This is a genomic window from Synechococcus sp. A15-127, from assembly GCF_014280215.1.
GTDB lineage: Bacteria > Cyanobacteriota > Cyanobacteriia > PCC-6307 > Cyanobiaceae > Parasynechococcus.
Genome location: NZ_CP047948.1, coordinates 1,571,543 through 1,585,498 on the forward strand (window position 1 = coordinate 1,571,543; position 13,956 = coordinate 1,585,498).

11 protein-coding genes are annotated in these 13,956 nt (G+C 64.1%); 2 read left to right on the forward strand and 9 right to left on the reverse strand.

Annotation, left to right across the window (positions count from 1 at the left end; genetic code table 11):
- The first annotated feature begins 6 nt into the window (after positions 1-6).
- A complete protein-coding gene (gene psbP / locus SynA15127_RS08200; protein ID WP_043691545.1) occupies positions 7-585 on the forward strand; it encodes a photosystem II reaction center PsbP in 579 nt (192 codons plus the stop codon).
- Positions 586-600: 15 nt separating this feature from the next.
- Here the strand turns inward: psbP and SynA15127_RS08205 are convergent, their stop codons facing one another.
- The 4 genes from SynA15127_RS08205 to SynA15127_RS08220 form a co-directional block, all read right to left on the reverse strand.
- Positions 601-1,509 (reverse strand): LCP family protein, encoded by a 909-nt coding sequence (locus SynA15127_RS08205; RefSeq protein WP_186483646.1) that lies wholly within the window; start codon positions 1,507-1,509, stop codon positions 601-603.
- A gap of 52 nt (positions 1,510-1,561) precedes the next feature.
- Positions 1,562-3,661: a cation:proton antiporter gene (locus tag SynA15127_RS08210; RefSeq protein WP_186483647.1), complete on the reverse strand. Its 2,100-nt coding sequence runs from the start codon at positions 3,659-3,661 to the stop codon at positions 1,562-1,564.
- A 70-nt stretch (positions 3,662-3,731) separates the two neighbouring features.
- Positions 3,732-5,534 carry an ABC transporter ATP-binding protein gene (locus tag SynA15127_RS08215; protein WP_186483648.1) on the reverse strand — a complete coding sequence of 601 codons (1,803 nt, stop codon included), beginning with the start codon at positions 5,532-5,534 and terminating at the stop codon, positions 3,732-3,734.
- Between the two features lie 92 nt (positions 5,535-5,626).
- A complete protein-coding gene (locus SynA15127_RS08220) occupies positions 5,627-5,923 on the reverse strand; it encodes an RNA-binding protein (RefSeq protein ID WP_186483649.1) in 297 nt (98 codons plus the stop codon).
- Positions 5,924-6,169: 246 nt separating this feature from the next.
- On the opposite strand from SynA15127_RS08220, the gene SynA15127_RS08225 reads away from it, so the two are divergent.
- A complete protein-coding gene (locus SynA15127_RS08225) occupies positions 6,170-6,307 on the forward strand; it encodes a hypothetical protein (RefSeq protein ID WP_255475440.1) in 138 nt (45 codons plus the stop codon).
- Here SynA15127_RS08225 and SynA15127_RS08230 read toward each other — a convergent pair.
- The 5 genes from SynA15127_RS08230 to SynA15127_RS08250 form a co-directional block, all read right to left on the reverse strand.
- The gene (locus SynA15127_RS08230; protein ID WP_255475441.1) at positions 6,297-6,557 is read right to left on the reverse strand and encodes a hypothetical protein; all 261 of its coding nucleotides are present in this window, start codon (positions 6,555-6,557) and stop codon (positions 6,297-6,299) included. The genes SynA15127_RS08225 and SynA15127_RS08230 overlap by 11 nt on opposite strands.
- Positions 6,554-8,338: a DEAD/DEAH box helicase gene (locus tag SynA15127_RS08235; protein WP_186483651.1), complete on the reverse strand. Its 1,785-nt coding sequence runs from the start codon at positions 8,336-8,338 to the stop codon at positions 6,554-6,556. Before SynA15127_RS08235 ends, SynA15127_RS08230 begins: the two co-directional genes overlap by 4 nt.
- A gap of 104 nt (positions 8,339-8,442) precedes the next feature.
- The gene (locus tag SynA15127_RS08240; RefSeq protein WP_186483652.1) at positions 8,443-8,784 is read right to left on the reverse strand and encodes a phosphomannose isomerase type II C-terminal cupin domain; all 342 of its coding nucleotides are present in this window, start codon (positions 8,782-8,784) and stop codon (positions 8,443-8,445) included.
- Positions 8,785-10,347, reverse strand: coding sequence for an ATP-dependent RecD-like DNA helicase (locus SynA15127_RS08245; protein ID WP_186483653.1), 1,563 nt, complete (start codon positions 10,345-10,347; stop codon positions 8,785-8,787).
- On the reverse strand, positions 10,344-13,928 hold the full coding sequence (locus SynA15127_RS08250; RefSeq protein WP_186483654.1) for a UvrD-helicase domain-containing protein: 3,585 nt from the start codon (positions 13,926-13,928) through the stop codon (positions 10,344-10,346). The genes SynA15127_RS08245 and SynA15127_RS08250 overlap by 4 nt, the downstream gene beginning before the upstream one ends.
- Positions 13,929-13,956 lie beyond the last annotated feature (28 nt).

Here is a 13,956-nt window from a genome sequence, read left to right on the forward strand (position 1 = left end):
GGCAGAATGCCCCGATCCGTTCAGGCCACGATGCAGCTGTTCCGATCCCTCACCCGACTGCTGGCCTGTGCAGCCCTGGCATTCACCCTGGGAGCCTGCGCAGCCGGTCCGACCGCCGGACTGCAGTCGTACCAGAGCCCCGACGGTCGCTTCGCTTTCCTCTACCCAACAGGTTGGACCCAGGTGCAGGTGAGCAACGGCCCCAGGGTTGTGTTTCACGACCTCATCCACAGCGACGAGACCGTGAGCCTGATGGTGAACAAAGTGGACGAAAGCAACGACCTCAGCGAGCTGGGCAGCGCGGTGGCGGTGGGAGAGAGGCTGCGCCGTGAGGTGATCGCCACCGCAGGTAGCGGCCGTACAGCCGAGCTGATCGAAGCCGGGGAGCGTGAAACCAACGGACACACGTTTTATGACCTGGAGTACGCCGTGCACCTGGAGGATCGTGACCGCCACGAGCTGGCAACGGTGGTGGTGGACCGCGGGCGTCTCTACACCCTGGCCACCAGCACCAACGAAGAGCGCTGGCCGAAAGTCAGCGATCTCTGCGGACGGGTAGTGCGCTCACTGAATCTGCTGGTGTAAGCCCGTTGGCGAGATTCAGAACAGAAATCGAAAGCGGCGGCTGCTTGCCTCGCTGGCCTCGGCACCGCTGGGGTCCCTCGCCGGCCATTCCGTGTCCAGATAGCTGATGCCCCCGCGATAGAACGGCCTGGCCCGCAATCGATTGGTCTCCAGATCGGTGGTCCCCATCGCGGCGATCAAACCGCCCATCTGCACCGGACCGAGGTCCGTCTGGAGCTGACCTCCCGCGGCGGCGATCAAAGCCGGAAGGCGAATCAGATTCTGAGGTTGCCGCATCCGCTCGAACAGTCCCTTCAACGCGAGTTGCTGGCGCTCAAGCCTGCCGACATCCCCCCGCCCATCCTGACGCCAGCGCAGGAACCCCTCCAGGTCCCCGCCTCTGAGAATCTGTCGACCCGGCTGGAGATCGATCACCAGACCCTGGCTGCGGTCGACGTAGTAGAGCCGCTTCGGCACGTCGACCTCGATGCCGCCGACCATGTCGGAAAGCGTCTCGATCGCATCCAACCGGACCACGATGTGATGACGGATCGGACGGTTCATCAATCGCGTGAGCTCTCGCTCCACCGCCTCCGCACCTCCTCTCGCCAGCAGACCGTTGATCTTCATGGCTCCGAAGCCATCGCTGTCGATGTAGCTGTCACGGGGAATCTGAGTGATCGTCGTGCGACCTCCCTGGACCCTGACGGTGAAGATCACATCGGTGTTGCTGCCGCTCGCATCCCGGCCCAGCACGACAACCTCCTTCGGCCCAAAACCAGCCCAGCTGCCGAAGGGATTTCCGAGCGGCAAAGGCATCGACGCGACGGACTGATCACCGCTCAAGCGGCTGAGCGGCACCGAAAGCAACAACCCTCCAGACAGGCCGATGAAAGCCGCAACCCAGAGGGGTCGACGCGGCTTCGGCGAAGACTGGAACGTCATTTCTACACCATAACCAGAACTTGACCTTGTCTTAACCTTTTGTTCTGGATGGTCAGACCAGCGGATCGCTGATCACTATCGCCGCGCAGGGGAGCTGACTGATCAACTTGCTCGTGCGGTCGCTGCCGGGGATCGGCAAGCCGGCCACCCGTCTGCGCTGTGTGCGAAGGATCACGAGGTCATGCTCACGGCTGAGGCGATGGATCGCCACATCGATGCCTGGCCCGCGCACGATCACGATGTGAAAGCGCTCTGCGGGGATCCCCTGAGGCCTCCAGCGGATCAGCTGCTCCTCCATCCAGCGCCGGTCCTGCCCACTGAAGCGGGGATCATGCACATGCAGCAACGTGATGCGGGTGCGCTCCTCCAGCGCCGCTGTGTTGATCACCCTCAGGGCCAGCTCGAACTGCTCGCGTGCGCTGGCGGAGAGATCCTTGATGGGTACCAGGATGCGGCTGAGGGCGGTGACGCGCTGACGCCCGAGGTTCACCACCACGACGGGGCAATGGGCGGTGCGGCAGACCCCATCGACGATGTCTCCGAGGAACCAGGCCCGTAGCTGGTCAGCCCGTCCGGCTCCGATCAGCAGCAGGTCCGCCGACTGTTCAAGGGCGGTGCGGCTCATGCCCCCGGCGATGTCCTCGTCGAGTCGCAACAGGGTTCGGGTTGGAACCTGCAGGGAACTGCCGATCGCCGCTGCGGCAGCCAGTCGACCACGGGCCGCGACGACAGCGCGGTTGAGGCCGCCGCGCACCTCCTCGAGACTGGGATTGACCATGGCGAGAGGCAGCAGCAATCCCTCCCCACCAGCTGATCCACGCAGCAGCCGCGACGCAATGTTGAGCAGTCCCCCTTCATTGCCGGGGTTCGCGATGGGCACCACGATCCGCAACGGTCGCTGCACGACCTCACTGACTCCGTCAGCGGTGGCAGCCTGCTCCCCGAAGCTGGTCGGCACCATGCCCTGCAGATCCTCCGTCAAGCGCGTCACCGACCGCTCCGTGAGGATCGGGCCGAGGGTGGCGGTCACCACCATCACGGCGAGGACGGCATTGAGCACCATCTGATTCAGCAATCCCGCCTGAAAACCGATGAATGCCGTGGCGAGGGTGGCGGCCACCTTGGGCATGGTGAGCGACCACATCATCAGGATCTGCGACCGGCGATAACCGAACAGAGCTCCGCTGATCCAGGAGGCCAGTCCCTTGCCGCCAATCGCTCCCACCAGCATCAGGCCCGTGAACTGATAGTTGGACAGGCTCTCCCCGAGGCTTCCCACATCCAGCAGCAGGCCGAGGTCGATGAAAAAGATCGGGATGAACAGAACACTCCCGATGAAGATCACCTGCTCCTTGACCCTCCCCTCCGGGAGAACCGAATTCACCGCCAGTCCAGCAAGGAAGGCGCCGACGATCTTCTCCACCCCCGCCAGCTCCGCCCCAAGGGACGCCAGGAACAGGGCGACCAGCACGGCCAGAACCATCCTGTTTTCATCGTTGATCCCGCGGATCACCAGCCGTTGTCCCAGCCAGCGGATCCCCAGCACCACCATCAGGGCGAACAGGCCGATCTTCACCAGCAACCAGGTGAGGCCCGCCCCACTGAGATCCCCCTTGCCCAGACCAAGGCCAACCGCCAGCAACAACAGCGCGACGATGTCGGTGAAGATCGTGCTTCCGACACTCACCACCACCGCCTCATCCTTTTGAGCTCCGTAGCTGCGGACGATCGGGTAGCCCAGCGGCGTGTGAGTGGCCATCAACGCCCCGAGCAAGAGGCAGGACACCCCCGCGAAGCCCGCCATCCATCCGATGGAAACCCCAGTGGCCACTCCGATCAGAAGGATCAGCAAGCCGTAGATGAAGGAGCGGCGCTTGACCCGGTTGAACTCCTCCAGGTCGATCTCCAGCCCCATCGTGAACAGCAGATAGACAGCACCCAGATCAGAGAGCAGCCGCACCGTCTCGCTGTCGGTGTCCACCCACTGCAGGGCATGGGGGCCAATCAGCACGCCCGCCAGCAACAGACCGACCAGATCAGGCAAACCGAGGCGTCGGATCAGGGGCGGCACGGCCGCACTGATCGCCACCAACAGAGCGAACACCCCAAGGGGGTGGTGCATTACGTGGCTGACCGAGGCATCCATCGCCATGGACTGATGGCAGAGCCAGGTAAGTCACGCTCAAGCATGCTCAACGGTCCGACCGCAGGCAACGGGCTCTTCAGGAAGCGCAAGCCCGTTCCCCGGCCTGCACCTGCCACAAGTTCGTGTAAACGCCACCGAGGGCGAGCAGATCATCGTGGAGGCCCTGCTCGACGATGCGTCCCCGCTCCATCACCACGATGCGATCGGCATGCCGGATCGTGCTCAGGCGATGGGCGATCACAAGGGTCGTGCGATCACGGGTGATCCGTTCCAGAGAACGCTGGATCGCTGCCTCGGTGTCGTTGTCCACAGCTGCTGTGGCTTCATCGAGCACCAGAATCGGAGCATCCTTGAGAATCGCCCTGGCCAGAGCGATGCGTTGACGCTGGCCACCGGATAGACGTTGACCCCGCTCACCCACCAGGGTCTCGTAGCGATGGGGCAACTCCTCGATGAAGCTCGCCGCCTCGGCCAGTCGGGCCGCACGTGCGATCGCTGCAGGATCGGCCGCATCGCTGCCGTAAGCGATGTTTTCCGCCACCGTTCCATGGAAGAGATAGACGTCCTGGCTGACCAGGGCGATCGCCCGGCGAAGATCCTCGAGACGCAGTGTCTCGATCGGGCGGCTGTCCAGAAGAATGCGACCGCCGGAATGTTCGTGGAGGCGCAGCAGCAGCTTGACCAGCGTGCTCTTGCCGGAGCCGGTGGAACCGACGATGCCGATCGTGCTGCCTGCGGGCAGCACCAGATTGAAGTCCTGCAGGAGCGGAGGTCGCTGGTCATAGGCGAAGTCCACCGCCTCGAAACGCAGCTCCCCACGCACCAGCCGCCGGTCCAGAACCATTGGACCGCTCCGGATGCCAATCGGGGTGTCGATCAGGTCCAGCACCCGACGGGTGGAGGCCATGGAACGTTGGTAGTCGTCCAACGTGCGGCCCAGGGTGGTGAGCGGCCAAAGCAGTCGCTGGGTGATGAAAACCAGCACGCTGTAGGTGCCGACCTCCAACTCGCCGGCGACCGCCTTGAAGCCCCCGACCAGCAGGATCGCCAGAAAAGCGAACAGGATCGCGAAACGAATCAGCGGAATGAAGGCGGCTGACAGACGGATCGCTCTGGCATTGCTCTGTCGGTAGGCCTCACTTTCTCCTCGCAGCCGTTCCAGCTCAAGCGCCTCGGCAGTGAAGCTCTTGATCGTGAGCATGCCGCCGATGTTGTTGGACAGCCGCGCCGCCAGATCACCAGCTCGGGCCCGCACGTCCCGGTAACGGGGCTGCAGGCGCTTCTGAAAGCGCAGCGACCCGACAAGGATCACAGGAATCGGCAGGTAGGCGAACACCGCCACACCAGGTGCGATCACCGCCATGCCGATCCCAACCACCAGAACCGTGGTGAGAAGCTGCAGGATCTCGTTGGCACCACGGTCAAGGAACCGCTCCAGCTGGTTGATGTCGTCATTGAGCACCGACAGCAGCCGTCCGCTGCTGTCCTGCTCGAAGAAGGCCAATTCCAACCTCTGGAGATGGGCGTAGGCCTCGAGGCGCAGGCTGTGCTGCGTGGTCTGAGCAAGGTTGCGCCAGAGGATTCCGTACAGGTATTCGAACAGTGATTCGGCACTCCAGATCACCATGGTGAGCAGAGCCAGAACGCCGAGTTGGTTCGTAGCGCCGCTGATACCGAAGCCGGCCAGCAATGACTGCTGGCCCCGCACGACCACATCGACCGCCAGACCGATCAGTGCTGGAGGCGCCAGGTCGAACAGTTTGTTCAGAAGGGAACAACTGACAGCCGTGATCACCAGCCGTCTCTGGGGCGCCAGATGGCCAAGCAAACGCCTCAGAGGGGGCCTGTCTGCAATCGTCCTCAGGGTTGGATCCGTCACTGTTTCAACATCGTCAGCAGCGGACCTCTCCTGGACAAAGAACCAGGAGATCGCGCTGGAACTTCAGGACGGTGCCGCCTGGGGCCTCCAGGTCAGTTGCGATAACCGCCGCCACCGCCACCGCCACCGCGGGGGCCACCTGAGCGCTCGCGTGGAGTGGCTTTGCTCACTCGGATCATCCGACCCATCCACTCGACGTCTTGGAGGTCGTCGATCGCTTTCTGCTCGTCTTCGTCATTCACCATCTCAACGAAGGCGAAACCGCGCTTGCGGCCGGTCTCACGGTCGAGAGGGAGGCTGCAGTTCTTGACCTCGCCGTACTCGCTGAACAGGTCAAACAGGTGCTCCTGTTCGGCCTGGAACGAGAGATTGCCGATGTAGATGGTCATGAACGTGGAACCTTTGGATGTGCTCAACCGCGAGAGCCGGCTCCGAAAAGGTCGGAGTTCCGGTGCTCAGGCGTCAGCTCTCTGACGTTACAGGGCCCTCGCACGATTCAACACGAAAAAGAGAAGCAAATAAAAAGACCATGACATGGGAGCGATGTTTGCCCCCATTGTCAGAAGACCCTGACAGTGGATCAGCGTATGTCGTCGTTTTCACTTCAAGCCCTGCACTGGACGACTGACGGAGAGTTGATCCCGTGCGATCGACTGGTGCTTCTGAACACCCTGATCAGAGAGAGCCTTCCGGACGTGCAGCTGGAGCTGATCCGTGTGGTGGAGGAACTTGCTCTGGCGGAACGACGCGTGACCCCCCAGGTCAGCTCTTAGACGCCTTGATGGCCTCAGCCGTGCAGGTCTGCTTGGCGGCATCGAGTCCTGCCCCCTGATTCACCTGCTGGATGAAGCAATCGCAGGTGGATTCCCCCATACCGGCAGGAGGCGTTTTGCCTGCTTGCTTCATGGCCGCATCGAATGCGGCAAGACAGAAACGTTTAATCATCGTTTCGTCCTCCTGAGCGGAAGCTGGCAGGGCCACGAGCAGAAGGCCCAGAACAGCTGCTGTCAGCGACGTTGTCATTTGGCCTGAGTGATATGCAGCTGCTTGTTCATCACTTTCAACCTCTGCAGATTGCTGAAGATATCCTCTGGCATCCCCTTCGGAAGATCGACGAAACTGTGATCTTCAAAGATCTGAATGCGACCGATCATGCGGCCCTGAAGTCCTGTCTCGCCGGCGATGGCGCCCACAAGATTGCCCGGTTTGACCCGGTCCCGATGGCCGACTTCAACCCGGTAACGCTGCATCGACTCCTCTGCAGGCCGGCTCGACCGCTCTCCGCGACGATCACCGTTCTTGCGGTCACGATCACGATCACGCTCGCGACGGCTGTTGTTCTGAATCCACTCGTCATCCCCCTGCTGGCGCAGAAGCGGTTCCGGACCGATCGCCAGATTGAGGGCCGCGTAGGCCAGCTGCTCAGGGGTGATGTCGCGCTCGGTTCCGATGCGCTGGATCAGCTCCTTAAGCAGAGCGGATTCCTCCTCTGAAGGTCGTTCCCTCTGCACGGCATCACTGAGACGTTGGTGAAGCCGATCGAGACGCCCCTGATTGATCGCCGCATTCCCCGGCACCTCCATGGGCTCGATCGGCTGGCCCGTGGCGCGCTCGAGATTGCTGATGAATCGACGCTCACGGGGGGTCACGAAAAGCTCCGCCTCTCCGGACCGGCCGGCGCGACCGGTTCGGCCGATCCGGTGCACGTAAGCCTCGCTGTCGAAGGGCATGTCGTAATTGATCACCAGTCCGATGCGATCCACATCCAGGCCGCGGGCCGCCACATCGGTGGCGACCAGGATGTCGATGGATCCACTGCGAAGGCGTTCCACCGTTCGCTCACGCTGGTTCTGAGGTACATCGCCATTGAGCACGGCCACCTGATGTCCGTTGCCGTCAAGCGTCTCGGCGACGGTGAGCGTGATCGCCTTGGTCCTGGCGAAAATGATGACTCCCTGCCCACCCCAGGCATCGAGAACCCGCTGCAGGGCCTCCAGCTTGTGGCTCATCGGCACCGTGATCGAGTGTTGGCGGATCCGACGCCCCTCCTGATCCTTTGTCCGGATCGTCACCTCGGCCGGATCCTTCAGATAACGCTTTGAAAGCCTTCGGATCTCGGGCGGCATGGTGGCCGAGAAGAGCACCACCTGCCGCTGCTCAGGCAACTGCTCGAGAATCCATTCGACATCGTCGATGAAGCCCATGCGCAGCATTTCATCGGCCTCATCCAGCACCAGGCTGCGCAGGCCACTGGTGTCCAGGGTTCCCTGGCGCATGTGGTCCATCACCCGTCCAGGGGTCCCCACCACCACATCAACCCCGCGGCGCAGGGTCTGGATCTGGGAGCGGAAATCCGAGCCGCCGTAGACCGCCAGCACCTTCAGATGGGGATGACCGGCGGCGTAGGCCTTGAACGAGTCGGCCACCTGCATGGCCAGCTCACGGGTCGGAGCCAGCACAAGCGCCTGGGGTCTGGAGCTGCCGGACTCCAGACGCTCCAGCAGGGGCAGTGCGAAGGCAGCGGTCTTGCCGGTGCCGGTCTGAGCCTGACCAACCAGATCGCGGCCGAGCATCAGTTCAGGGAAGGCCGCCCGCTGAATCGGAGAGGGTTCGCTGTAGCCCTTGTCAGTCAGCGTGCGGAGCAGCGCTTCACTGAACCCGAACCCCGCAAATCCGGAAGGATCCTCAGCTGAGGCATCGATTGTCGTGGTGAAAACTTCGTCCGGGCTCTTCGCCGGAAGTTCGGATGCGGAAAGATCCACGGCGCACAGGGTCTCCCCGTGCTGCTGCTGCTGTTCTGTCATGAAAAGTGGCCCTAGCCTGATTGATCTCTGAAATCAGGCTCACAACCTCCCGGTGATCAACGATCACACTCCGGTTGTGTTGCCCACGCTTCAAAGGTTCTTCTTTAACTTATCACCCTGCCGTAATCATCCTGCAGCCGCTCGATGTCGTCCTCACGCAAAACGGCCCCGTGCTGCACTTCAAGAATGATCAGATCACTCTGTCCGCCCCGCGCGCGATGCACCGTGCCGCAGGGGATGGTGAGCATCACACCGATGCTTGCGTCCTGCCACGTCTCACCGCAGAGAAGAGCGCCATCCCCGGCCACCACGGTCCAGCTTTCGCTGCGATGGTGATGACGTTGCAGTGAGAGCTGCCGACCGCTGCGGACCAGCAGACGCTTCACCTTGTACCCGTCTCCGGAGAGGAGGTCTTCGTACCAGCCCCAGGGACGTTCGACCCGCATTCAGTCCGGAGTGATCAACTCAAGGGTGTCACGCGCGCGCGTGATGGCCGTGTAAAGCAGCCGGCTGGCGTGACGGTCCAGGGGATCGGACTGCAGCGACTGCGGCCAAAGCACCGTGACGCAATCCGCCTCACTGCCCTGTGCTCGGTGAATGGTGAGCGCCACCGCCGGCTCCAATCGCTGCAGCCGGGCCGGATGCAGCCGCCTCACCACGACGCTGCCGTCTGCGCCCAGCACACGGAACAGCAGACAGGAGCCCTCTCCAAGCCCGAGCTTGACGCCGAGATCGCCATTGGCGAGCCCAAGTTCCGGCTGATTGCTGCCGCAGATCACCGGTAGACCGACCGGCCAACTCCAGGGGTCCTGGACGCCGGCCGCTCCCAGCAGGGTGCGATGAACATCCTCAAGGCTCCAGCGCCCCTGGCGTCTGGGACAGAGCACCAGATCATGCTCGAGCTGCCTGAGCAATGGCTGGGACGCCTCCTCCAGACCGGCCTCCTGCATCATCTCGAGGCCCGATGCCAGCTGAGCCAGACGCTCCAAACGCACGGGCCAGCTCTTCCGCAGCGCCAACGGCAGTCGCTGCAGAGGTTCCCGTCGATGCAGCACGTTCGCTGCCGGCGGCAATCCATCCAGTTCCTGCGCGAATCCCTCCAGACCGTCCTCGCGAAGCCTGCTGGCCAGCTGAGCAAGGGCGCCGCGATTGCGGTAAACGTGCATCAGATGTACGGCAGCAGGCCCGAAGCGGTCCCGCACGTCAGGGTCCTGAAGCCGATGCCAGACCGCACCGCTGCCCACTGGCGGCAGCTGTGCCGGATCTCCCACCAGAATCAGGCGGCAGCCGGAGGGAAGAGCCTCCAACAGAGCCTGCATCAACGCCAGATCCAGCATCGACATCTCGTCGATCACGAGGAGATCGAGCTCCAGAGGCCGGCTCCGGTTGCGGCGGAACCCAGCACTGGAAGCCTCGAGCCAACGATGAAGCGTGCTGCATGGGAGATCAGGACATCGGGGGCGAACGGCATCCGCCAGACGTCGCGAGGCCTTTCCGGTGGGCGCAGCCAGGCCGATGCGCAGATCCGGATGGCGGGCCCGCGCCCGTTGCAGCATCTCCACCACGGTGCTGGTCTTGCCGGTGCCGGGTCCACCACTGAGCAGCACCACAGACAGGTGATCCGGTGCCAGCACCGCCTGGCGCTGCTCATGATTCAGGCCCCGCGGCAGATCCGGGACCGCACCGGAGCGGGAGACGGGCACAGGCCTGGAAGCCCGCTCCAACAGCTGATCCACCACAGCCTGCATCGCTGTGAGCCAGCGGCGCCAGCCGATCCGCTCCCCCTCCACCATCAGCGGCGCCGCCTCGCCAGTCAGCCAGCCGCTGGATCGCGCCACTGCCCGGCGCTCCGCCGTCAGCGGCAGGGAAAGCTCGCCTTGCTCAAGAGCCGCCACGAGCTCGGTACTCAGCTTTTCGAGAGCGGCATCCGTCTCGGACGGCGGTCGATGCCGCACCAGCACCGCATGCACTGCTGCGGCGAAACCGGCGGGCCAGTTGCTTCCGGTCACCGTCCCCCCTCCTGCAGCAACCGGTCGAGAGCCAGCACCCGCCTCAGTGGAGCCGGCTCGATGATCCGCCCCGGAGTTGTACGCGAGCCGGGCTGACGGGAACCGGGCATCCCGCGCAGGAAGGCGTAGACGTAACCACCCAGATGACGTTCAGGCAAATATCCGGGGAGGCGCCAGCGCAGATGGCGATGCAGAGCCACCAGATACAGATGAGCCTGCAGCGGGTAGTGGTGATGGATCATCTGCAGGCCCATGGCCGCATCGGTGTAATGACGCGGACCGCAGCGGTCGTCTGAGCCATCACCGGAACGTTCGCCGATCCAGTTGCTTTTCCAGTCCAAGACCCACCAGCGCTGGTTGGAATCCACAAACACCAGATCGATCGATCCAGTCAGGAACCCGCGGCTGTTCACCGAGAGGCTCGCCAGCCGTTCGAGATAGCCCTCACCGAAGCGGGCCTCAGGCTCGGCCTGGAAGGCCTTGACCAGATCGGCCGTGCGCACCTGCTCAACCGGCAGGTCGAAGCCGAGTTCGGGGTGTCGCTGCTCCGGGGCGAGCTGATCGAGGCTCAGATCGCCGAGGGGACCACCGAGCGGGGTCTCGACCACCAGGCGGAGACCCTGCTGCACCGACGGGACCCAGCTGATGTCGAGCCCCGCGCGGCGGAGTTCCGCCTCGACCAACTCCGGATCCGGTGTGGATGGCTGATACGACACCTGCTCAAGAATGCGATGCAGGCAGTCCCCGGCAGAGGCACCCCTCGGGAAATCACGGAGCGGGCCATCCTCCGGCCAGTGGTCGTCGACCTCATCCAGGATCTCCTCACCCTCAGGATCGGCATCGCGACCCTGCTCATGACGGGCCGGATCCTCCGACGTGGCCGTCCAGGCGGAGTAGCTGGAGCGGCCCCAGCGGCGGTCGATTCGCTGCGGAACCGCACCGATGCAGAGACGATCTGTTGGCGCTGGGCTGCGCCAGCGACGGGGTGCCGGATCCGGCGGTTCCAGGCTGGTCAGCTCGATCGCCAGGTCTCGCTCAGCCAGTTCCGCACTGAGGCGCTCATCCGTCAACTGATCGATCGGCTGACCCACGGCATCCGCACCGAACAGCCAGCTCACGAGCGGAGAGCCTTCCTGACGCGTGACCCTGGCCCAGACGAGCACCAACTGGGAGCGCGCACGGGTGAGCGCCACATAGGCCAGGCGTTCCGCCTCAGCCATCGCCGCCGTCTCCTCCTGCTGCGCCAGGTCCAGCCCCCGTCCCCAGCGGGAATCGAGCAGCAACCGCCAGGCACCCTCCCCGCCGTCCCGCCAGAGCGGACCACCCCCGACCCGCGGTCCTTCCCAGAGCGTCGGGCAGATCACCACCGGATATTCCAGCCCCTTGCTGCGGTGCACGGTCACCACGGCGATCGCACTTTCAACGAGATCGCTGTGGGGCTGACGCGGTTCAGGAACGGGATCAGCAGGGTGCAGACGCTCACGCCTCAGCCAGGTCGCGGCACTGGCGATGTCGAGTCCCTGACGGTGCATCACCTCCTGCACCAGCCGGGCCGCCTGCTGCAGATCACCGAGCATCCGGCCGCGATCGGAAAGCTCCGCCATCCGCTCACCATCCAGAAGGTCCGAAAGGCATCCCAGAAGACCGATCGTCGTCAGCTGGACCGCCCATGCACGCAGCCGCAGGGCGAGCTGGTCCAGGCGACCGTCGATGCTCAGATCATCAGGCGGCCATCCGATCAGCGGCGAGCAGGCCAGCAACCGCAGACGCCGCTCATCCCCGGGTTGGGCGAGAGCATCGAGCAGGCGCTGAAGCACCACGGCCGCTTCCGTCTCGAACACATCCCCCTGGCTCACGAGACGGGTCGGCAAGCCGCGGCTCGACAGAGCCCGACGCAACTCGGTGGCCTGACGGTGGGTGCTCACCAGCAGGCAGAGCTGCGCAGGTGTCAGGCCGTCCCGTTCCCGCAGCAGGCGCAGCACCGCATCGGCCAGGCGCAATGGCAGCTCCTCGGCCAGGGCCGTCTTGGTGAGCGGAGTCTCTCCGCACCAATGAAGCAGCTGCAGCGGACAACCCCGCGGAGGAGCCTGCGCACCGCTGCGGGGCTCCACGGCAGGCACCGGCAGCTCGGAACGCACCAGACCAGGCCGCATCAGATCATTCAGGGCATTCATCAGAGTCGGTGTGGTGCGGAAGTTCTCCTGAAGGGCATCAATCCGGTCCGCCTGACGGCGTGCCTGGAGATAGGTGTCCAGGTCGCCGCCTCGGAATCGGTAGATGGCCTGCTTGGGATCACCGACCAGCAACAGCAGATGATCCCCCCGCTCCGCAAAGGTCCGGCGCAGCAAGCGCCACTGCAAGGGATCGGTGTCCTGGAATTCGTCCACCATCACGGCCCGGTAACGACACCGCAACGGCTCCAGCCATGGAGCGTCCTCCTCTCCTGGATCCAGGGCGGCCAGCAGCCCGGGGAACGAGATCACACCGCGGCGCATCCGCCTCGCGGCAAGCTCCCGGAGCGCGCGGTTCAGAACAAAGCGCCAGACCCGCTCAGGTGGTCCGTCCCAGAGTGCGGCCATCACCTGCTGCAGCTCCGCTGCCGCCAGCGAGGGATCGCTCTCGCCGCAACGTCTGGCGGTACTGCACCAGCATCCGGGGTGGAAGTAGTCGCGCAGAAGGGACTTCTGAGCGCGAATCGCGGTCATCGACGGAATGCCGTTCTGATCGGCGATCCAGCGATTCAGCACGGCGCAACGATCCGTGCGGGGCTTGCCGCTGTAGGGCTTTGTGTCCCTGCAGCCCTGGGCCTTCCACTGAACGGCACTGCTGCGGAAGCGTGTTTCGAGCGATTCGCCATCCCGCTTCCAGAGAAGGAGAAAACGCTCCCAGCAGCGCCCCATCCAGAGCTGCAGCTGACCGGCAAGGGGTTCGTCGGGGTCGAAGTCATCCCGTTCTGCGAGAACGCAGGGATGTGGCTCCCCGTCCAGAACCCGCAGGGCCTGCACCATCGCCTCCGGAGACAGCCCGCTTTGGCGCAGACCAATCAGCTGATCCGCAGGCAACGTCAGCAGCTGGTCACGCCAGATGTCCTGCACCACCTGCTGCAGCAGGTCGGTGGAGTCGGTCTCCAGCTCAGGATCCATGGCAGCCCCGCTGCTGAGGGCCATCCGCCGCAGCGTGCGGCGGCAGAAGCCATGAATCGTGGTGATATCGGCCCGATCGAGCTGTTCCAGCGCAAGAAGCAGGCAGCTGATCCACTGCCTGCGAAGCGTGGTGTCCGCCGCATGCTCCAACCAGTTCTCAAGAACCGGATCGGCTGCTGGAGGAACAGCCTCAGTCTCGAGCGCTTCCAGGCCCTCGAGGGCAGCCAGGAAGCGCTGGCCGATGCGTGAACGCAGCTCGTCCGCCGCAGCTTCGGTATAGGTGACCACCAGCAGCCGCTCCAGCGGATGCTGCGCTTCGGTGATCAGCCGCAGGCAGAGATGGGCGAGCGCAAAGGTCTTGCCGGTACCGGCGCTGGCCTCGAGCAGGCACAGGCCTGGATCCAGGGGGTAGGTGTTGGCCTCAAACCGCTGCACCATGCCGGGAAGCGACATCAGAAGTCTGATG